The organism is Streptomyces sp. Ru71, assembly GCF_002920535.1.
In the GTDB taxonomy this organism is placed as follows: Bacteria; Actinomycetota; Actinomycetes; order Streptomycetales; family Streptomycetaceae; genus Streptomyces.
The window spans coordinates 14,407-34,614 of record NZ_PQSS01000058.1 but is presented as its reverse complement, the minus strand read 5'-3'; the positions used below and the strand labels follow the sequence as shown (position 1 = coordinate 34,614).

Below are 20,208 nucleotides of genomic sequence, written 5' to 3'. Positions count from 1 at the left end.
GTACGGGTGCCGAGTGCCCGCTGATGCTGGTACTGGCACCACCTGGCAGCGGATGAGCCGGGCATCGAGGATGGGGGATGTGACGGTGACGACACAACGGGGGACGACACGGACGACGGCACCGGCGACGACACCGGCGGCCACACCGAGGGCCGGGCGGCGGCGGGCCGAGCTGGCGGCCTTCCTGCGCAGCAGGCGGGCCCGGGTGACACCGGCAGACGTGGGGATGCCGCCCGGCCTGCGGCGCCGCACTCCCGGGCTGCGCCGGGAGGAGGTCGCCCAGCTGTCCGGGGTGGGGGTCACCTGGTACACGTGGCTGGAGCAGGGCCGGCCGATCAACGCCTCCGCGCAGGTCCTCGACGCCGTGGCGCGCACGCTGCGGCTCGACGAACCCGAGCGTGAGCATCTCTACCACCTGGCCGAGGTGCCCTGCCCTCCCGCGCACGAGGCGCCGGCGCAGACCGTGGGACCCGAGATCCAGGGCATCATCGACGCCCTCGTCCCGCGCCCGGCGGTGGTCTACAACTCCCGGTACGACGTGCTGGCGACGAACGCCGCCTACCGTGACCTGTTCTTCGGCGAGGAGAGCGGGACGGAGCCGCCGGACGGCACGCGCAATGTGCTGTGGACGCTGTTCACGGCCCGGGAGGAGGAGTGCCCGCTCTGCTTCCGCGACCAGGAGTTGCCGCTGATGGTGGCGACCCTGCGCGCGGCGTACGGACTGCATGCGGGCGAGCCGGCGTGGGAGGACTTCATACGCCGGCTGTCGGCGGCCAGCCCCTACTTCGCGCGGCTGTGGGAGTCCGGTGACGTGCGTCTGCCGGGGCGGCGTGTGAAGACCTTCCGGCACCGGGAGGTCGGGGAGATGCGGATGACGTCGCAGTCGCTGACCGTCGACGGGATGCCGGAGTGCCGGATCGTCGTCTACACGCCGGACGACGAGCAGGCCGAGCGGTCGCTGGCCGTGCTGCTGGAGAAGAGGAGCGCCCTGCGTCCGACGGAGTCCTGAACGCCACGAGGACATGAAAAATCCCGCCCCCTCGGGGACGGGATCCTCAACCGATCTTTGACAACTCAACAGAGTATCGATCAGTGGAGCTAAGGAGAATTGAACTCCTGACCTCCTGCATGCCATGCAGGCGCTCTACCAACTGAGCTATAGCCCCAGGTCTTGTTCTTCCCGCTCGGCGGGGCGAACAAGAAGAACTTTAGCCTGCGACCTGCCGGAAAGTGAAATCCGGGTCCCGGGCGCCGCCGGCGGCGCCCGATCCGGCGGTCAGTCGTCGTCGCCGAGGACCGGCTCCGGCAGGGTGCCGGCGTTGTGCTCCAGCAGCCGCCAGCCGCGGGCGCCCTCGCCGAGCACGGACCAGCAGCAGTTGGACAGCCCGCCCAGGCTCTCCCAGTGCCGCGCCTCCAGGCCGAGGAGGCGGCCGATGGTGGTGCGGATGGTGCCGCCGTGACTGACGACGACGAGCGTGCCGTCCTCGGGCAGCTTGTCGGTGTGCCGCAGCACGACCGGGGCGGCGCGGTCGGCGACCTCGGTCTCCAGCTCGCCGCCGCCGCGGCGGACCGGCTCGCCCCGCTTCCACGCGGCGTACTCGTCTCCGTGGCGGGCGACGATCTCCTCGTGGGTCAGGCCCTGCCAGACCCCGGCGTAGGTCTCGCGCAGGCCCTCGTCGTGGGTGATCTCCAGGCCGGTGAGCGCCGCCAGCTCGGCGGCGGTGCGGGCGGCCCGCTGCAGGTCGGACGAGACGATCGCGTCCGGCCTGAGCGAGGCGAGCAGCCGGGCGGCGCGGCGGGCCTGGGCGACGCCGGTCTCGGTGAGGGGGACGTCCGTGGAGCCCTGGAAGCGGCGCTCCACGTTCCAGGACGTCTGGCCGTGCCGCCACAGGATGACGCGGCGGCCACGGCCCGGCTCACGGCCGCCGCGGGAGCCGCCGGCCCCGGCCGCGGTCATCGCCACTCACCACCCGGCTCGGCGGCCTCCTCGGCGGCCTGCAGCTTGGCGTGCTCCTCGGCCTTGCCGCGGGTGGCCTTGGCGTCCTCGGGCAGTTCGAGCTCGGGGCAGTCCTTCCACAGCCGCTCCAGCGCGTAGAAGACACGCTCCTCGCTGTGCTGCACATGGACGACGATGTCGACGTAGTCGAGCAGGACCCAGCGGGCCTCGCGGTCGCCCTCGCGGCGCACCGGCTTGGCGCCGAGTTCCTTCTGGAGGCGCTCCTCGATCTCGTCGACGATCGCCTTGACCTGGCGGTCGTTGGGTGCGGAGGCCAGCAGGAAGGCGTCCGTGATGGACAGCACGTCGCTGACGTCATACGCGATGACGTCGTGCGCGAGCTTGTCGGCGGCCGCCTGGGCGGCGGTGTTGATCAGTTGGAGAGAGCGGTCGGTCGCGGTCACTACAGGGCTTTCCGTCGGCGGTCGTTTGCCTTCAAGGGTCTCATGACCGCCGACGGCGCCCCAGGTGATTAAAGGATCACCCGGGGCACGGCCCGGCGCCGCTACGAAGCGGAGGGCTTGAAGTCCCGGCCGAGGATCACGGTGACGTCCGCGTTCCCCGCCCCGGTGCCCTTGGTGACCGAGCCGGAGGGCAGGCCCAGGGTCTTGGCGACCTCGGTGGCGTCGTCCTTGTCGGCCGGGTCGGCGTAGACCACCTGCGAGGTCGCCCGGGAGGAGACGGTGCCGCCTTCGAGGAAGGTGAAGCCGCCGTTGAGGAGCACCACGCGGGCCTTGCCGGTGTTGTCCTTGTCACCGCTGGCGTTCCGCACGGAGACCCGCACGGCGGAACCCTGCTCGGGGCTCTTGGCGGTGCCGCCGAGGACGTCCTTGACCACGCTGTTCGCGGCCTCGGCGCTCAGCGTGCCGTCGCCCTGGACCGGCAGCAGCGCGGTCTTGTAGTCGCCGCCCTTGGCCTGGTCGGCGAGCTTGGCGAGGAAGGTGCCGAGGTCCCTGTCGGTCAGGGAGGGGTCGAGGATCTGCTGGAGCGTCTGCACGGTGACCGTCGCGGCCTGCGGGTCGGAGGACAGCTTGCGCAGCACGCCGTGCAGGACCTGGCCGAACCGCTGAAGCTGGGCGTTCTGCGCCTCGCCGGGGGCCCGGTAGGTGGCGTAGGCGACGGCCATCTTGCCGCTGAGGGTCTGGGCGGAGCCCTTGTGGACGAGCGGCGCGGCGCCCTTCTTCTTGGCGTCCGGGTCGGGGACGTCGGTGTCGGTGTCGACCTCGATGTTGCCGACGATGTCGACCAGGTTCTGCAGATAGGGGGTGTCCAGGCGCCAGGTGCCCTCGATGTCGGTGCCGAGGACCGTGTCGAGGGCCTCGCGGGTGCCGGAGGAGCCGTCGGCGTCGACGGACTTGGCGAGCGTGGTGGTGGAGCCGTCGTCGTCGGTCAGGGCGAGGGTGTTGGGCAGCAGGACGGTGGTGCCCTGCTTGGTGGTGGCGTTGTCGACGAGCAGCGCGGTGGCGGTGCCGCCCTTCTTGGTGTCGTGCAGGTGGACGACGATCACGTCGCGTTTCTGCGCGGCCGCGGCGGTGGTGCCCCCGCCGGCCTTGGTGTCCGAGGAGGACAGGCCCGGCAGCTTCCCGGCGTACCAGAGGTAGCCGACGCCGCCGACGGCGACCAGGGCGAGGACGACGGCGAGGGCGACGAGGCGGCTGCGGGCGCGGCGGCGGGCCTCCTCGCGGCGCTCGGTGCGGTTCTCGGTGAACTTCAGCCAGTCGATGACGTCCTCGGAGTCGTCGTCCGGCTCCTCGACGAAGGCGAACTGCTCGGTGCGGTAGTCCCCCGCCTCGGCGCGGTGGTCCGCGGGCCGCTCCTCGCGCTCCGGCGGCCAGGTGTCGGCGCCGTCGGCCGGCCCCGCCTGGTGCGGGATGTGGGCGGTCTGCTCGGCGACCCGGGGCTGCTGCCCGCCGGCCGCGGCCTGGCCGTAGGGGTCGTAGGCCGGGGTCGGCGGGGTGGCCGCGGCGTGCGATCCGGTGCCGTACGGGTCGTAGGCGTTGCCCGTGCCGTAAGGGGCCGTCGGCGGCTGCTGGCCGGTGGCGTAGGGGTCGTGGGCGGGCGGCTGGGTGTGCTGTCCGGACGCGTACGGGTCGTAGCCGTAGCCCTGCGTGGCGTAGGGGTCGTAGGTCGTCTGCGGGGCCTGCGGCTGCGCCGGGACCTGCCGGTAGACCGGCCGGCCGTACTCGTCGTAGCCGACGAGTTCGTACTGGTCGCCGCCCTGACTCCCGTGTCCCGCGTCGTATCGGTCGTTCACCGGTGCCCCTCTCGGCTCACTCGCCGCGGTACAGCTCGCGCTTGTCGATGTAGCGCACCACTCCGTCGGGCACCAGATACCAGATGGGTTCGCCCTTGGCGACCCTCGCCCGGCAGTCGGTGGAGGAGATGGCGAGCGCGGGCACCTCGACGAGCGAGACGCCGCCCTCGGGCAGCCCGGGGTCGTCCAGGTGATGGCCGGGACGGGTGACGCCGATGAAGTGCGCGAGGGAGAACAGTTCCTCGGTGTCGCGCCAGGTCAGGATCGCGGCGAGCGCGTCGGCGCCGGTGATGAAGAACAGGTCGGTGTCGGGGTTGAGGACCCGCAGGTCGCGCAGGGTGTCCACGGTGTAGGTGGGGCCGCCGCGGTCGATGTCGATGCGGCTGACGGAGAACTGCGGGTTCTCGGCGGTCGCGATGACCGTCATCAGATAGCGGTCCTCGGCCGGGGAGACCGTGCGGTGGCTCTTCTGCCAGGGCTCGCCGGTCGGGACGAAGACGACCTCGTCGAGGTGGAACTGCGCGGCGACCTCGCTGGCGGCCACCAGGTGGCCGTGGTGGATCGGGTCGAACGTGCCGCCCATGACACCGAGGCGGCGCTTGCCCGGGTTGGCCGGGCCGTTGCCCGGGGCGCGGAGGTGCTCGGGGCGCGGTCCACCGCTTGGCGCACCGTGCGGGCGGCTCACGCTGTCGTGCGCCGGACCGGTAGGCATGGCTTGCTCTCCCATGCGTGCAGACCCTACCGGCCCGGCCTGAGGGCCCCGGCCGTCGGTTCCCCGGACGGCCCGGGACGGGCCGGGGCCGGTCTCGGGGGCTCGAATCAGCGGTCGCGGTTGAAGCGGGTGGTGATCCACAGCAGGAGCAGCAGGATCACGAGGGCGCCGCCACCGGTGACCGCGGGGTTGAGGCTGTCGTGGTTGCCTCCGTGCTCCTCGCCCTCGGCGGCGAGGGTGACCAACTGGGCAGCGGCGAGATGGATGCTCATCTTCGGCAGGACCTATCGCGTGTGGGCGGGATAAAGACGTCGGCTCATCGTATGCGGGCGCCTTCGCGGCGATCACGCCGACTCCGCCGTTGGGGAACCCTGGGGGGTTCTCAGTCGTCCTTCCGCTTGTAGCCCCGCAGCAGGAGCCACCCCGTCAGCACACAACCCACGATCATCACGATCAGCACGACACGGAGCAGATTCCCCGCCCCCTGCTGCTGGGCGGCCTCGGTGAGCCAGGCGGCCCGGGGGATGTGCTCCATGGCGCGGAACTCCTTCGCTGTCAGTGCCCGTCCACGGTAACTCCGCCTAGGCTGGGCTCTGCTTCGGGGGCGCACAGGGCCGCGGCGCGGCCACACAGACGCACATGGGGGATCACATGTCCGACGACGGCCACGAGCAGACCGGGCGCGGGGGCGTGCCGAGCAGGCAGCGCAAGCGGTTCCCGGGGATCTCCTCGCGCGCCTACGAGCATCCGGCCGACCGCTCCGCCCTGGTGGCGCTGCGCAAGCTGAGCGGCTTCGACACGGTGTTCAAGGCGCTCAGCGGGCTGCTGCCCGAGCGCAGTCTCCGGCTGCTGTTCCTGTCCGACTCGGTGCGGGTGTCGGACCAGCAGTTCGCGCACCTGAACGACATGCTGCGGGACGCCTGCTACATCCTGGACCTGGAGAAGGTCCCGCCGATGTACGTCAACCAGGACCCGCAGCCCAACGCGATGTGCATCGGCCTGGACGAGCCGATCATCGTGGTGACCACCGGGCTCGTCGAGCTGCTCGACGAGGAGGAGATGCGGGCGGTCGTCGGCCACGAGGTGGGGCACGCGCTGTCCGGGCACGCCGTGTACCGCACGATCCTGCTGTTCCTGACCAGTCTGGCGGTCCGGGTCGCCTGGATCCCGCTGGGCAACCTCGCGATCATGGCGATCGTGACGGCGCTGCGCGAGTGGTTCCGCAAGTCGGAGCTGTCCGCCGACCGGGCCGGTCTGCTGGTCGGGCAGGACGTGCGGGCCTCGATGCGGGGCCTGATGAAGATCGCCGGCGGCAACCATCTGCACGAGATGAACGTGGACGCGTTCCTGCAGCAGGCCGAGGAGTACGAGTCCGCGGGCGATCTGCGCGACTCGGTGCTGAAGATCCTCAACGTGCTGCCGCGCTCGCACCCCTTCACCACCGTGCGGGCGGCCGAGCTGAAGAAGTGGGCGCAGTCCCGGGACTTCCAGCGGATCATGGACGGCCACTACCCGCGGCGCACCGAGGACAAGGACACCTCGGTGTCGGACTCCTTCCGGGAGTCCGCGGCGCACTACGCCAACCACGTCAAGACGTCGAAGGACCCGCTGATGAAGCTGGTCAGCGATCTCGCGGGCGGTGCGGGCGACCTGGGCGGCCGGGTGCGGCGCGGGTTCAACGGCTTCACCAGCCCGCCGCCGTCCGAGGGCGGCTCTCCGAAGGACGCCCCGCCGCGCGAGGAGGACTGACCAGGAGGACCGACGGCGCGGGGCTCCGGGCTCGGCTCAGACCCGGGGCTGGGCGCTGGTGGCCAGCGTGCCGCACAGGGCCGTCGCGCTGCCGGTCGCATAGGGGTCGGTGCCGGCCGGGCCGCCGGATTTCGCGCTCTGGCCGGCCAGCAGCGGGTGCAGGCGGTCGGTGCTGTCCTCGGCGCAGGACAGGGGCCCCGCCTGCACATACGAGGTGACCAGCTGGGCCTGGTGCAGCCGCAGGTCGTCGCGGTCGAAGCGGAACTGCAGCTCGCGCCGGACGGTGAACAGGGACGCGCGGGCGTGCTCGCCGGAGCCGGCCGGGCGCAGGGCGTAGACGAAGGTGTGGTCGGCGGTGACCTCAAGGGTCGCCGCGTCGCTCTCGGCGGCCGTCAGGCTGCCCTGGACGCGGATCTTTGCGTCGGCGAGCTCGGTCTGGGAGGGGTCGAAGCGGACCAGCCAGCCCGTGGGGGCGTGCCGTCCGTCGGCGGCCGGCTGCCGGAAGCTCTGGTCGAACTGGTCGAGCTGGTCGGGGTCGAGCAGCACCCGCACGGGGCGCACCTGCTGCCCGGTGAGCACCTCGGGGTAGAGCGCGGAGCGGACGATGTAGTCCTTGGCGGTGGTGAGCGCGGCCACCACCTGGCTGTCGGAGAAGTGCGCGGTGCGCTCGGAGGCGGGCAGCGGGATGCCCTCGGCGCCGATGCGGAACTGCGCGGCGGGGCTGTGCCCGTACAGGTGCTCGGTGTCGGCCGTGCCGGGCACCTGGCCCTGCGGGGCGAGCGGGATGACGGTCATGCGCAGGGGTTCGGCGGGCCGGCGGGTCGCGGGGGTGCTGTAGGGATGGCGTACGCCCATGTAGATCGCGGTGCCGAAGGCGACCGCGATGAGCATCACCAGCAACAGCGCCTGCCGGGAAACGCCCCGGTGCAGGGGCGGGCGGCGGCGCACGGCGGGGGTGTGCTCTGCCATCCGCTCCTCGGCGGAGTACTCCTGGAGGCGGGCAGCACGAACGAACGACTCGTCGAACACGACGGATCGGTACTCGTCCTCTCCACCACCGGGGGCGCCTTCGGGTGTCCCCTCAGGTGGCTCTCCAGGACCGCCCATATATTCAGAGTAGGTCTCCGGCAGGCGCGGTAAACGCCCTGGTACACGTCAACTTCTGACAGCCTCTCACCGGCTTCGCGGGGGCGTCCGGCCGGCCGGTCAGGGCGTGCGCGGGTCGGCCGGTACGGCCGGGTGGGAGTAGTCGGCGGAAGCCGAGGGAACCGCCGGAGGGCTCTGTTCCAGGCCCGTGGACGCGGGTGGCGGGGCCTGGTCCCGGTTGCCGGACGAGCCGCCCCGGTAGACCGCGGTGAAGGCCAGCGCGACCATGCCGATGCCCATCACGAGGGCGAGCATCCAGGCGACGGGCCGGTGCCAGCGCACCTGTTTGACGTAGGCGCCGTGGCGGCCGTCGAAGAGGTAGGCGTCGTCGTCCGGGTCGTCGGCGTCGGGATCATGGCCGAAACCCCGGTGCTCGCCGGTGCCGTAGCCGTCGTCGTAGCGCTCGCCGCGGTGGTGGGCGCGGCGGGCCTCGGCCTCGGAGGCCTCGGCACGGGCCTGGGCGGCGGCCAGCAGGCGTTCCACCGCGGTCGGCTCGTGGACGGTGGCCGCCCGTACGAAGGCCTCGTCGAAGACCACGGAGGCGAACTCTTCGTCCGACACCCCGCGGTCGTGGTCGTCGTCGGGCTCCCAGCCGTCAGGGAACGGCGAACCCCCCACGTCCTCCGGCACGGATCCAGAGTAGACCTGGGGGGTCAATTTGGGCAGACGGTATGGAAATTCATCCAGCGGGTGCGTTGCCTTCACGCCAGCTGGAGCAAGCGCGGGCGGCATACGCCGTTCGCATATGCCGCCCGGTGGAGGGTCACTTCTCAGCGCCGTACGTGCCCGTCGCCCGTGACGATGTACTTGGTGCTGGTCAGCTCCGGCAGGCCCATCGGGCCGCGCGCGTGCAACTTCTGCGTGGAGATGCCGATCTCGGCGCCGAAGCCGAACTGGCCGCCGTCGGTGAACCGGGTGGAGGCGTTCACCGCGACCGTGGTGGAGTCCACCAACTGGGTGAAACGGCGGGCCGCCTGCTGCGAGGAGGTCACGATGGCCTCCGTGTGGCCGGACGTCCACAGCCGGATGTGCTCGACGGCCTTGTCGAGTGAGTCCACGACGGCCGCGGCGATGTCGTACGACAGGTACTCGGTCTCCCAGTCCTCCGCGGTGGCCGGCACCACGGTGGCCCGCGACTCCTTGGCGTACGCCTGCACCCGCTCGTCGGCGTGCACCGTCACCCCGGCGTCGGCGAGGGCGTCCAGGGCGCGCGGGAGGAACTCCGCGGCGATGTCCTGGTGGACCAGCAGGGTCTCGGCGGCGTTGCACACGCCGACCCGCTGGGCCTTGGAGTTGATCAGGATCTCCACGGCCATGTCGAGATCGGCCTGCGCGTCGACGTAGACGTGGCAGTTTCCGGTGCCGGTCTCGATCACCGGGACGGTGGACTCCTGCACCACGGCGTTGATCAGCGAGGCGCCGCCGCGCGGGATCAGCACGTCGACCAGGCCGCGGGCGCGCATCAGCTCACGCACGCTGTCCCGGCTCTCGCCCGGCACCAGCTGGATCGCGTCGGCGGGCAGCCCGGCGCCGCCGACCGCGTCGCGCACGACCCGCACCAGGGCCGTGTTCGACTGGTACGCCGAGGACGAGCCGCGCAGCAGGACGGCGTTGCCGGACTTCAGGCACAGGGCGGCGGCGTCGACGGTGACGTTGGGACGGCCCTCGTAGATGATCCCGACGACGCCGAGCGGGACACGGACCTGGCGCAGGTCGATGCCGTTGGGCAGGGTCGAGCCGCGTACGACCTCGCCGACCGGGTCGGGCAGCGCGGCCACGTCGCGCACGTCGGCGGCGATGGCGCGGACCCGCTCCGGGGTGAGCGTGAGCCGGTCGATCATGCCCTCGCTCATGCCGCTCTCGCGGGCCTTGGCCACGTCCAGGGCGTTGGCCTCGACGATCTCGCTGGTGCGGACCTCCAGCGCGTCCGCGATGGCGAGCAGCGCGTCGTCCTTCTCGGCCCGCGGCAGCGGCGCGAGCGTGGCGGCGGCGGCCTTCGCGCGGTAGGCGGCCTGGGTGACCGGGGACATCGAGTCGTACGGCGAGAGCGTGGTCATGAGGGAAGGGTAGTGCGGCCGGACGGCTGTCCCGTCGCCTGTTTCACACCCCGAGACGGCATCAAACATCATCAGACGCCATCAAAAGGGGTGAACCCCCACACGTGAGGCGGGCGGCGGGCCGTACCCCTCGGCGACGCGCTGGTGGTAGGTCTCCCGGTCGATGACCTCCAGGCCGACGATCTCCCAGGCCGGCAGCCCGGCGGTGCGGCGGTGCTCGCCCCACAGCCGCAGCGCGACGGCCGCCGCGTCGTGCAGGTCCCGGGCCTCCTCCCAGTACCGGATCTCGGCGTGGTCCGGGGCGTATCTGCTGGTCAGCAGGAAGGGGTGGTCGTGGGCGAGCTGTTCGAGGGCGCGGCGCAGCTCCGGCAGCGGGGCCGGCTCCCCGGAGACGCTGAGGGTGACGTGCCACAGCCGGGGCAGGTCCTTGGCCTCCGTCTCCTGCCGCTCGCCGGCCGCGACGGACGTCAGGGCCCGCTCCTCACCGGCCGCCCGGGGTACGCGGCCGCCCGCGGCACCGCCGCCCGCGCCGCCGCGGGATGGCGCCGCCCCGGAGCGCACTCGTCTCACGACGGCCACGACGGCCTCCTTCGCCCAGTGCTCGTGCGGATGTGTCCCTGAGACAGATGCGTGCCTCAGTCAAAGTTGAGCAGGCCGCACGGCTCCGCGGGGCGGTTTTGCGGAACGTCGCCCGCGGAAGCGGACGTTTCGACCCCGGTTGTGGGGGCATTCGATCACGTTCAGGGGTGCAGCAGAACCAGGTCGTCCCGGTGCACGACCTCGCGTTCGTAGGCCGGACCCAGCTCGCGGGCCAGCTCATGGGTGGAGCGGCCGATCAGCCGGGGGATCTCCTTGGCGTCGAAGTTGACGAGACCCCGGGCCACGGCGTTGCCCTGCCGGTCGCGCAGCTCCACCGGATCACCGGCGCTGAACTCGCCCTCGACCCCCGCGATCCCCGCGGGCAGCAGCGACTTGCGGCGCTCCACGACCGCGCGCACCGCCCCGTCGTCCAGGGTCAGGGCGCCCTGCGGGGTGGAGGCGTGCTGCAGCCACAGCAGCCGGTCGGCGTAGCGGCGGCCGGTGGTGTGGAAATAGGTGCCGGTGTCGCCGCCGGCGAGCGCCTCCGCGGCGTGCACGGCGCTGGTCAGCACCACCGGGATGCCCGCGGCTGCCGCGATCCGGGCGGCCTCGACCTTGGTGACCATGCCGCCGGTGCCGACGCCGGCCTTGCCCGCGCTGCCGATCTCGACGTGCGCGAGGTCCTGCGGGCCCTTCACCTCCGCTATCCGGGAGGTGCCGGGCTTGCTGGGGTCGCCGTCGTAGACGCCGTCCACGTCGGAGAGCAGGATCAGCAGGTCGGCGTGGACGAGGTGGGCGACGAGGGCGGCGAGGCGGTCGTTGTCGCCGAAGCGGATCTCGTCGGTGGCGACGGTGTCGTTCTCGTTGACGATCGGGAAGGCGCCCATCGCCAGCAGTTTGTCCAGGGTGCGCGAGGCGTTGCGGTGGTGGGCGCGGCGACTCATGTCGTCGCTCGTCAGCAGCACCTGGCCGACGCGGACGCCGTAGCGGGCGAAGGAGGCCGTGTAGCGGGCGACGAGCAGGCCCTGGCCGACGCTGGCGGCGGCCTGCTGGCGGGCCAGGTCCTTGGGGCGGCGGCGCAGGCCCAGCGGGGCGAGGCCGGCGGCGATGGCACCGGAGGAGACCAGGACGATCTCCTTCTCGCCGCCGCTGCGGTGCTTGGCCAGCACGTCCACGAGGGCGTCGACGCGGTCGGCGTCCAGGCCTCCGGTGGCGGTGGTCAGCGAGGAGGACCCCACCTTGACGACGATCCTGCGGGCGTCGCTCACGTCCTGCCTTGCCACTGCCACCTGCGCCGTCCTCACTCGGTCCCTCGCACCGCGCGCCTGCCGGCGCGGTGCTGCCGGGAAAGAAAATCTACGCGAGCCGGACGACTGCCCGCGCGCGCGTTTCGCACCGTGGACCGAGAAGCGCCGGCCGCACCGACCGGCTGCCGCCCGGCGACACGGACGGCAGCCACCCCGCCACGTGAACGGGCGCGACATGGACACACCCGTGGGTGCGACGTGGACACGCCGGTGGGTGCGACCTGGACACGCGGTGGGTACGCCCCCAGCACGGCCCGATGCCGACGGCAGCCGCGGCCAGGGTCGGCGGAAAGCCGTTCACACGCAGACCAGCCCGCCCCCGGCGTTCCGTGCCTTCGATCAGCCGCGCGGAGCCCGATGTGCCTGCCACGCCGACGTGATCATCGACGGGACGTCGTAGCGTGCCTTCCAGCCCAGGTCCGTCGTGATGCGGTCGGCGGAGGCGATCACCTTCGGGGGGTCGCCGGGGCGGCGGGCGGTGATCTCGGGGGCGATGCCGTGACCGGTGATCTCGGCGATCAGCTCGATCATCTCCCGCACCGAGACGCCCTCGCCCCGTCCGATGTTGTAGACGAGGTCGCCGGTGCCGGCGGCAAGGCGGCGGGCCACCGCCAGATGGGCGTCGGCGATGTCGGCGACGTGGATGTAGTCACGCACGCACGTGCCGTCGGGCGTCGGATAGTCGTCGCCGAAGATCAGCGGCGGCACCCCGGCGTCGAGCCGCTCGAAGACCATCGGGATGAGATTGGACACGCCGGTGTCGGCGAGCGCCGGCTCGGCGGTGCCGGCCACGTTGAAGTAGCGCAGGCAGGCCGTGGCCATGCCGTGCGCGCGGCCGGTGGCGCGGACCATCCACTCGCCGGCGGTCTTGGTCTCGCCGTACGGGCTGAGCGGCGCGAGCGGGGTGTCCTCGGTGACGAGTTCCGTGGGCGGCATGCCGTAGACGGACGCCGAGGAGGAGAACAGGAAGCCGCGCACGCCGGCCGACACGGCGGCGTCCAGCAGGACCTGAAGTCCCGTCAGGTTCTCCCGGTAGTAGAGGAGGGGCTTCTCGACCGACTCGCCCACGGCCTTCTTCGCGGCGAGATGGACGATCCCCTCGACCGCGTGCTCACGCAGCACACGGTCGAGGAAGGGCCGGTCGAGGACCGTGCCGCGCTCCAGCGGGACCCCCGCCGGCAGCCGGTGCGGATCACCGCTGGAGAGGTCGTCCACGACGACCACCGGCTCACCGGCCTCGACCATGCTCTTGACGACATGCGAACCGATGTAGCCGGCGCCGCCGGTGATCAGCCAGGTCATCCCCGCACCCTAACAGCCGGATGTATGCGCACCGTAAGCGTTCAGTCGCGCTGTGCGAGCGAGGCCCGGAAGGCCAGGCACTCCTCGTACACCGGCAGGATGCCCGCCTCGCGCGCCTGCTGGAGCGTCGGGCCCTGGGCGTCCTTGGCGGACAGCTCGGGCTCGCCGGTGACCGGCCACTCGATGCCGATGGCCGGGTCGAGCGGGTGGACGGTCCGCTCCCGCTGGGGCGCGTACCCCTCGGAGCACAGGTAGGTGACGGTCGCGTCGTCGGTCAGCGCGCAGAAGCCGTGGCCGAGGCCCTCGGAGAGGTAGACGGCCTTGCGGTCCTGGTCGTCGAGGCGCACGGCCTCCCACTGCCCGAAGGTGGGCGAGCCGACCCGGACGTCGACGATCACGTCGAGCACCGCGCCGCGCACACAGGTGACGTACTTGGCCTGGCCGGGCGGCACGTCGGCGAAGTGGATGCCGCGCACCACACCGGCCGCCGACACGGAGAGGTTGCCCTGCTTCAGGTCGAGCGGGTGGCCGACGGCCTCGGCCATGCGCTCGGCCTTGTACCACTCCAGGAACAGACCGCGGGCGTCACCGTGCTGCTGCGGGACGAACTCCCACGCGCCCTCGATGCCAAGGGGGTTGACCTTCATGAAAGCGCCGCTTTCCTCTCTTGCGCCGTGGTGGCTGTCAGGCCCGCTCGGACTCGTGCGCGAGCAGGTCCAGCAGGTAGTCGCCGTAGCCGCTCTTGGTCAGCGGCTCGGCGAGCTCGCGCAGCCGGGCGTCGTCGATGAACCCGGCACGCCAGGCCGCCTCCTCCAGGCAGCCGATCTTCATGCCCTGGCGCTCCTCGACCACGCGCACGTACTCGGAGGCCTGGACGAGGGACTGGAAGGTGCCGGTGTCCAGCCAGACGGTGCCGCGGTCGAGGACGGAGACCTGCAGTTCGCCGCGGTCCAGGTAGTAGCCGTTGACGTCGGTGATCTCCAGCTCGCCGCGGGCGCTCGGCTTGAGGCCCTTGGCGATCTCGACGACCCGGCTGTCGTAGAAGTACAGACCCGGCACCGCGTAGCGGGACTTGGGGTTCTTCGGCTTCTCCTCGATGGAGCGGGCGCGGCCGTCCTCGTCGAAGTCGACGACACCGTAGGCGGTCGGGTCGGAGACGGCGTGCGCGAAGACGACGCCGCCCTCGGGCTCGCTGTACTTGGCGAGCTGCCGGCCCAGGCCGACGCCGTGGAAGATGTTGTCGCCGAGGATGAGCGCGACCGGCTCGTCGCCGATGAAGTCCTCGGCGATGACGAAGGCCTCGGCGATGCCGTTGGGGTGCTCCTGCGTGGCGAACTGGATGTTCAGGCCCCAGTCGGAGCCGTCGCCGAGCAGCCGCTCGAACTGGGGGCGCTCGTCGGGGCCGGTGATGACCAGGATGTCCCGCAGCCCGGCCATCACCAGGGTGGACAGCGGGTAGTAGATCATCGGCTTGTCGAAGACCGGCATCAGCTGCTTCGACACCGCACGGGTGATCGGCCACAGACGGGAGCCGGTACCACCGGCGAGCACAATTCCACGCATGGGCACGCAGCCTACGACAGGCGGATGGCCGCCCCGGCCATCCACAGGGTGAGACGTGGGTGAGAACGGCCACGGAAACGACGGCCGAACGGACACCGACGGGGAGGCGACGGGCACCGGCCGGGGGGCCGCACGGCTGCGCCTAGGATAGTGAGCCTTATGAAGATTCTCGTCACCGGCGGCGCCGGATTCATCGGTTCACAGTTCGTGCGCGCCCTGCTTCTCGGAGAGCTGCCCTCCGGCGAGGGTGCCCAGGTCACCGTGCTGGACAACCTGACCTATTCCGGGAACGAGGCGAACCTCGCCCCGGTGGCCGACCAGAGCGGCTACACCTTCGTGCGCGGCGACATCCGCGACGCCGCGACGGTGGACGAGGTCATGCGCGGCCAGGACGCGGTGGTGCACTTCGCCGCCGAGTCCCACGTGGACCGCTCGATCATGGACTCCTCCCCGTTCGTCACCACGAACGTGCTGGGCACGCAGGTGCTGCTGGACGCCGCGAAGCGGCACGGCGTGGGCCGATTCGTGCACGTGTCCACGGACGAGGTGTACGGCTCGATCGCCGAGGGCTCGTGGACCGAGGACTGGCCGCTGGCCCCGAACTCCCCGTACTCGGCCTCGAAGGCCGGCTCGGACCTGCTGGCGCTGTCGTACCACCGCACGCACGGCATGGACGTGGTGGTCACCCGCTGCTCCAACAACTACGGGCCGTACCACTTCCCCGAGAAGATGATCCCGCTGTTCACCACGAACCTGCTGGACGGCAAGAAGGTCCCGCTGTACGGCGAGGGCCTGAACGTGCGCGACTGGCTGCACGTCTCCGACCACTGCCGCGGCATCGAGATGGTGCTGCGCGGCGGCCGCGCCGGTGAGGTCTACCACATCGGCGGCGGCACCGAGGTCACCAACAAGGAACTGACCGGCATGCTGCTGGAGGCCTGCGGCGCGGGCTGGGACATGGTGGAGCACGTCGAGGACCGCAAGGGCCACGACCTGCGCTACTCCCTGTCGATCGCCAAGATCCAGGAGGAGCTCGGCTACAAGCCGCTCGTCACCTTCGAGCAGGGCCTGGCCGACACCGTCCAGTGGTACCGCGACAACCGCGCCTGGTGGGAGCCGCTCAAGGCGAAGGCGGCGCTGACGGCATGAAGCGGGTGCTGATCACCGGTGCGGCCGGGATGCTCGGCCGCGATCTGACCAAGGTCCTGGGCGGACGCGGGCTGCACGTGAACGCGGTGACCCGGCACGGGCTGGACATCACCGACGCCGACGCGGTGCGCTCGGCCGTCGCCGGACACGACGTCGTGGTGAACGCCGCCGCATGGACCGACGTGGACGGCGCCGAGGCCGACGAGGCCGCGGCCACCCGGATCAACGGCGAGGGCCCCCGGGTGCTCGCCGAGGCGTGCGCCGAGAGCGGTGCCGTACTGATCCAGGTCTCCACCGACTACGTCTTCCCCGGTGACGCCACCGAGCCGTACCGGCACGACGCCCCGACCGCGCCGGTCAACGCCTACGGCCGCAGCAAGCTGGCCGGTGAGCAGGCGGTGACGAGCCTGCTGCCCGAGCGCGGCTATGTGGTGCGCACGGCGTGGCTGTACGGCGAGCACGGGCGCAACTTCGTCGCGACCATGCTGAACCTGGCCGCGCAGCGGGACACCGTGGACGTGGTCGACGACCAGCGCGGCCAGCCCACCTGGACGGTCGCGCTGGCCCGGCAGATCGCGGACCTGGCCGAGGCGGCCCTGGCCGGGCGGGCCCCGGCGGGCGTCTACCACGGCACCGCGTCCGGCACCGGCACCTGGTTCGACCTGGCCCGGGCCGCGTACGAGCTGACCGGCCTGGACCCGGAGCGGGTGCGCCCGACCACGTCGGAGAAGTTCGTCCGGCCGGCCCGCCGCCCCTCCTACAGCGTGCTCGCGCACGAGCGGTGGGCCGAGGCGGGCGTGGCGGTGCAGCCGCACTGGCGTGAGCAGCTGGAAGAGGCCCTGAAGGTGATGGCCGCGCAGGAGCGGACGAGCGCGTGAGCCTCCTCGACCGCATCACCACGGCACTGCCGCAGGGCACCGCGTTCGTCGGCGCCGGCACCGCGGTGCTCGGCGTCGCCAGCTACGTGCATCTCGCGGCGGCGGGCCACACGCTCGCCGTCGACGACATGGCGAGCTTCTCGGTGCTGTGGACCGTGGTGTTCTCCATCGGGCTCGGGCTGTTCTTCCCGGTCGAGCAGGAGATCACCCGGATCGTCGCGGCCCGTGTGGTGCACGGCGACGGGGTGCTGCCGGTGCTGCGGCGCGGTGCCGCGCTCTCCGCGAGCCTGCTGGCGCTGGTGCTGGTGCCGCTGCTGGCGGCCTCCGGCTGGATCGCCGATCTGTTCTTCCACGGTGACACCGGCCTCGTCTACTCCCTCGCCGGCGCCTTCACGGCGCTCGCCGTGGCGTACGTGACGCGCGGCATCCTGGCCGGACTCGGCCGCTTCCAGGCGTACGGCATGCAGCTCGGCCTGGACGGTGTGCTGCGGATCGTGCTGTCGGGGGCGCTCGCGGTGGCCGGTGTGACGTCGCCGTTCGCGTTCGCGGCCGTGCTGACGGTGGCCCCGCTGCTGGCCGTACTGGCGACGATCAAGCCGGTGTTCCAGGGGGCGCGGCCGGGGTCTCAGGCGCACTGGCGGGAGCTGATCGAGCACCTGGGGCTGCTGGTCGGCTCGACGCTGCTCGCCCAGCTGCTCGTCAACATCGCGGTGATCAGCACCAAGTTGATCTCGACGAACGACGACGCGCTGGTCGCGGCGCTGCTGTCGGCGCTGGTGCTGGCCCGGGTGCCGCTCTTCGTCTTCGGCGCCTTCCAGGTGTCGCTGCTCGCGGGACTGTCGTCGGCGGCGGCCGAGGGGGACACGCAGGGTTACCGTCGGCTGCTGCTGCGGGCCGCGTCGATCACGGCCGGACTGGGCGTGGCCGGGGGCCTGGGCGCGGTGGCGCTCGGACCTGCGATGCTGCCGACGGTGTTCGGGGCGCCGGACGTGCTCGGCGCCACCGACTTCGCCTGGCTGTCGGCCGGCACGACCCTGTACATGCTGGCCATGGTGCTGGGTCAGGCCCTGCTGACCAGTAACGGTGCGCGACTGCAGCTGTTGTCGTGGGTGGTGGGCACGGCGGTGCTCATCGGGGTCACGCTGAGCCCGCTGGACCTGCGCACGAGGGTCGAAGTGGCATATACCGCAGGGTCACTGACCGTGGCCACCTGTATGTCACTCGCCATTCGCGCTCGTGTAAGCTACCGCCCGGTGCGCTCATAGGGTGACCGCCATTTCATCACTCTTCGTAACCGCCCCTCCGCGAGCCGGCGGGGTCCGGTCGGGTGGGTCCCTCAGCAGCCGCTCCCCCCTGGTACACCCCTGGAAGAGTAGACAGGCCCTTTCCATGAGTCGTCCGATACACCGGAGTGCGGTATGCAGTTGTGGATGCTGACTTCGGTCACCGGAGTCGTCCTCGTCGCGTGCATCGTGGAGTTGCTGCGGCGCCGCAAGCTCAAGGAGAAGTACGCCTTCCTGTGGGTGCTCACCGGTCTGGTGATCATCCCGCTCGGCTTCTTCCCCTCGGGTCTCGACTCGGTCGCCCGGGTCGTGGGTGTCCGCTCCGGCGTCAGCCTGATCCTCTTCCTGAGCGTCGTCTTCCTCTTCATCGTCTCGCTCCAGCTGAGCTGGGAAGTCGGACATCTTGAGGAGGAGGGCCGCACCCTGTCCGAAGAGGTGGCGCTGCTCCGTATCGATGTCCAGGACCTGCGGGCCCGGCTCGCCGAGCTGGAGGCCCCCTCCGCTTCCACCGAACAGGGGGACCGCAAGTGATCGACGGCAAGCGTGTGTTGATCATCATGCCCGCGTGGAACGAGGCGGACGGCGTCGCCGACGTCATCAAGGAGGTCCACGCCACCCTTCCGGGCGCGGACGTCCTCGTCGTGGACGACGGCTCCGCCGACGAGACCGCCGCCGTGGCCCGCTCGGCCGGCGCGACGGTGATGAAGCTGCCGTACAACCTGGGCGTCGGCGGCGCGATGCGCGCCGGGTACAAGTACGCCTACGACCGCGACTACGACGTCGCCATCCAGGTCGACGCCGACGGCCAGCACGACCCGCGCAACGTGCCCGAGCTGCTCGCCCGCCTGGAGGCCGGCGCCGACCTCGTCATGGGCGCCCGCTTCGCCGGCACCGGCGAGTACCAGGCCCGCGGCCCGCGCCGGTGGGCGATGCTGGTGCTCGCGTTCTGGCTCTCGCGCATGGCGCGCACCCGGCTCACGGACGTCACCTCCGGCTTCCGGGCCTGCGGCCGCGACCTGATCGACGTGTTCGCCCGCTGGTACCCCGTCGAGTACCTGGGCGACACGGTGGAGTCCACCATCGCCGTGATCCGGGCCGGCTACCGCGTCGAGCAGGTTCCCGTCGCGATGCGCCCGCGCACCACCGGCACCCCGAGCCAGTCCCCGCTGAAGGCCACCCTCTACCTCGGCCGCATCGGCATGATCCTGCTGCTCGCGTTCAGCCGCCGCTCGGTGCTGAGGCCCGCACGGAACGGGAAGTGACGCCGGTGCAGACCCTGGACATCATGCTGCCGCACTACGGCGACACCGCCCTGATGCAGGCAGCCGTGCAGAGCGTGCTCGACCAGACCGACAAGGACTGGCGGCTCACCGTCGTCGACGACGGCCGCGAGCCGGGCGTCCCGGAGTGGTTCGCCTCCCTCGGCGACGACCGGGTGCGCTATATGCGCAACGAACAGAACCTCGGCATCACCCGCAACTTCCGCAAGTGCGTGGAACTGGTGGAGTCCACGCACTTCACCATGCTCGGCAGCGACGACCTGCTGCTGCCGACGTACGTCGAGACGATGCGCGCCGCCATCGAGGCCGTGCCGGACGCGGCGATCTACCAGCCCGGCGTCGAGGTCATCGACGAGCACGGCAACCCCTCCACCTCACTCGGCGACGAGGTCAAGCGCCGCCTGTACGCCCCGAAGCACAACGGACGGCGGCTGGTACTGTCGGGCGAACCGCTGGCCGCCAACCTGCTCGGCGGGAACTGGCTGTACTTCCCGTCGATCTGCTGGCGTGCCGACGCCGTCAAGGCGGTCAACTTCCGCGAGGACCTCTCGGTCATCCAGGACCTGGCCCTGATCATCGAGCTGATCCGGCGCGGTGAGAAGCTCGTCGTGGAACCGGCCCCGGCCTTCCGCTACCGGCGCCACTCCGGCAGCCTGTCCTCCGCGGAGGCCGTCACCGGAGCCCGGTTCGGGGAAGCCGTACGGTTCTTCAACGAGGTGGCCGACGACCTGGACCGCCACGGCTGGCCCAGGGCCGCCCGGTCCGCGCGGCGGCACCTGTCCATGCGGCTGCACGCGCTGACCATGCTTCCCGGCGCGCTGCGCCACCGCCAGTCGGACGCCACGCGCCGGCTGCTCAAATATGCCCTGACCCGATCAGAGTGACATCCCGCGCGGGGCGGGCGGCCCAGCTCCCCCCACGCCGGCCCCGCGGAACCGCGCCCGCTTCCCCCC

Annotated in this window: 22 protein-coding genes and 1 tRNA gene; 8 read left to right on the top strand and 15 right to left on the bottom strand. The window is 71.6% G+C overall.

Going from position 1 to position 20,208, the window contains the following annotated elements:
• Positions 1-70 precede the first annotated feature (70 nt).
• Positions 71-1,009: a helix-turn-helix transcriptional regulator gene (locus C3489_RS27410; RefSeq protein WP_103784756.1), complete on the top strand. Its 939-nt coding sequence runs from the start codon at positions 71-73 to the stop codon at positions 1,007-1,009.
• 84 nt (positions 1,010-1,093) lie between these two features.
• On the opposite strand, the gene C3489_RS27405 is transcribed toward C3489_RS27410, so the two are convergent.
• The 7 genes from C3489_RS27405 to C3489_RS27375 all read right to left on the bottom strand — a co-directional run bounded on the left by C3489_RS27405 (position 1,094) and on the right by C3489_RS27375 (position 5,497).
• Positions 1,094-1,166 (bottom strand) — tRNA-Ala (locus tag C3489_RS27405).
• A gap of 110 nt (positions 1,167-1,276) precedes the next feature.
• Positions 1,277-1,957, bottom strand: coding sequence for a histidine phosphatase family protein (locus tag C3489_RS27400; protein WP_103784765.1), 681 nt, complete (start codon positions 1,955-1,957; stop codon positions 1,277-1,279).
• Positions 1,954-2,400 carry a ribosome silencing factor gene (gene rsfS / locus C3489_RS27395; protein WP_103784755.1) on the bottom strand — a complete coding sequence of 149 codons (447 nt, stop codon included), beginning with the start codon at positions 2,398-2,400 and terminating at the stop codon, positions 1,954-1,956. Before rsfS ends, C3489_RS27400 begins: the two co-directional genes overlap by 4 nt.
• Before the next feature lie 101 nt (positions 2,401-2,501).
• A complete protein-coding gene (locus C3489_RS27390) occupies positions 2,502-4,250 on the bottom strand; it encodes an LCP family protein (protein ID WP_103784754.1) in 1,749 nt (582 codons plus the stop codon).
• Positions 4,251-4,266: 16 nt separating this feature from the next.
• A complete protein-coding gene (gene nadD, locus C3489_RS27385; RefSeq protein ID WP_103784753.1) occupies positions 4,267-4,977 on the bottom strand; it encodes a nicotinate-nucleotide adenylyltransferase in 711 nt (236 codons plus the stop codon).
• A 92-nt stretch (positions 4,978-5,069) separates the two neighbouring features.
• Entirely contained in the window at positions 5,070-5,234 is a 165-nt protein-coding gene (locus C3489_RS27380) for a hypothetical protein (RefSeq protein WP_103784752.1), read from the bottom strand.
• Between the two features lie 110 nt (positions 5,235-5,344).
• Entirely contained in the window at positions 5,345-5,497 is a 153-nt protein-coding gene (locus tag C3489_RS27375; protein WP_103784751.1) for a hypothetical protein, read from the bottom strand.
• Positions 5,498-5,613: 116 nt separating this feature from the next.
• Between C3489_RS27375 and C3489_RS27370 the strand changes: the two genes are divergently transcribed.
• Positions 5,614-6,711: a M48 family metallopeptidase gene (locus C3489_RS27370; RefSeq protein ID WP_103784750.1), complete on the top strand. Its 1,098-nt coding sequence runs from the start codon at positions 5,614-5,616 to the stop codon at positions 6,709-6,711.
• Between the two features lie 36 nt (positions 6,712-6,747).
• Here the strand turns inward: C3489_RS27370 and C3489_RS27365 are convergent, their stop codons facing one another.
• The 8 genes from C3489_RS27365 to rfbA form a co-directional block, all read right to left on the bottom strand.
• Complete coding sequence (locus tag C3489_RS27365) at positions 6,748-7,818, bottom strand: hypothetical protein (protein WP_103784749.1); 1,071 nt, start codon at positions 7,816-7,818, stop codon at positions 6,748-6,750.
• 99 nt (positions 7,819-7,917) lie between these two features.
• Positions 7,918-8,514: a hypothetical protein gene (locus C3489_RS27360; protein WP_181139869.1), complete on the bottom strand. Its 597-nt coding sequence runs from the start codon at positions 8,512-8,514 to the stop codon at positions 7,918-7,920.
• Positions 8,515-8,627: 113 nt separating this feature from the next.
• Positions 8,628-9,914, bottom strand: coding sequence for a glutamate-5-semialdehyde dehydrogenase (locus tag C3489_RS27355; protein ID WP_103784747.1), 1,287 nt, complete (start codon positions 9,912-9,914; stop codon positions 8,628-8,630).
• Positions 9,915-9,995: 81 nt separating this feature from the next.
• Entirely contained in the window at positions 9,996-10,484 is a 489-nt protein-coding gene (locus C3489_RS27350) for a hypothetical protein (RefSeq protein ID WP_103784764.1), read from the bottom strand.
• 170 nt (positions 10,485-10,654) lie between these two features.
• On the bottom strand, positions 10,655-11,761 hold the full coding sequence (gene proB, locus C3489_RS27345; RefSeq protein ID WP_103784746.1) for a glutamate 5-kinase: 1,107 nt from the start codon (positions 11,759-11,761) through the stop codon (positions 10,655-10,657).
• 378 nt (positions 11,762-12,139) lie between these two features.
• Entirely contained in the window at positions 12,140-13,102 is a 963-nt protein-coding gene (gene galE / locus C3489_RS27340; protein WP_103784745.1) for a UDP-glucose 4-epimerase GalE, read from the bottom strand.
• A 41-nt stretch (positions 13,103-13,143) separates the two neighbouring features.
• Positions 13,144-13,749, bottom strand: coding sequence for a dTDP-4-dehydrorhamnose 3,5-epimerase (gene rfbC, locus C3489_RS27335; RefSeq protein ID WP_103784744.1), 606 nt, complete (start codon positions 13,747-13,749; stop codon positions 13,144-13,146).
• A gap of 37 nt (positions 13,750-13,786) precedes the next feature.
• Positions 13,787-14,665, bottom strand: a complete 879-nt coding sequence (gene rfbA, locus C3489_RS27330) for a glucose-1-phosphate thymidylyltransferase RfbA (RefSeq protein ID WP_103784763.1) — start codon at positions 14,663-14,665, stop codon at positions 13,787-13,789.
• Between the two features lie 159 nt (positions 14,666-14,824).
• On the opposite strand from rfbA, the gene rfbB reads away from it, so the two are divergent.
• The 6 genes from rfbB (at position 14,825) to C3489_RS27300 (ending at position 20,139) form a co-directional block, all read left to right on the top strand.
• A complete protein-coding gene (rfbB, locus tag C3489_RS27325; RefSeq protein WP_103784743.1) occupies positions 14,825-15,814 on the top strand; it encodes a dTDP-glucose 4,6-dehydratase in 990 nt (329 codons plus the stop codon).
• Complete coding sequence (rfbD, locus tag C3489_RS27320; protein WP_103784742.1) at positions 15,811-16,692, top strand: dTDP-4-dehydrorhamnose reductase; 882 nt, start codon at positions 15,811-15,813, stop codon at positions 16,690-16,692. The genes rfbB and rfbD overlap by 4 nt, the downstream gene beginning before the upstream one ends.
• Positions 16,689-17,957 (top strand): hypothetical protein, encoded by a 1,269-nt coding sequence (locus C3489_RS27315; RefSeq protein ID WP_103784741.1) that lies wholly within the window; start codon positions 16,689-16,691, stop codon positions 17,955-17,957. The genes rfbD and C3489_RS27315 overlap by 4 nt, the downstream gene beginning before the upstream one ends.
• A gap of 165 nt (positions 17,958-18,122) precedes the next feature.
• Positions 18,123-18,506: a DUF2304 domain-containing protein gene (locus C3489_RS27310; RefSeq protein ID WP_258054966.1), complete on the top strand. Its 384-nt coding sequence runs from the start codon at positions 18,123-18,125 to the stop codon at positions 18,504-18,506.
• A gap of 26 nt (positions 18,507-18,532) precedes the next feature.
• Complete coding sequence (locus C3489_RS27305) at positions 18,533-19,237, top strand: glycosyltransferase family 2 protein (RefSeq protein ID WP_219821986.1); 705 nt, start codon at positions 18,533-18,535, stop codon at positions 19,235-19,237.
• Positions 19,234-20,139, top strand: coding sequence for a glycosyltransferase (locus tag C3489_RS27300; RefSeq protein ID WP_258054964.1), 906 nt, complete (start codon positions 19,234-19,236; stop codon positions 20,137-20,139). The genes C3489_RS27305 and C3489_RS27300 overlap by 4 nt, the downstream gene beginning before the upstream one ends.
• The last annotated feature ends 69 nt before the right edge of the window (positions 20,140-20,208 follow it).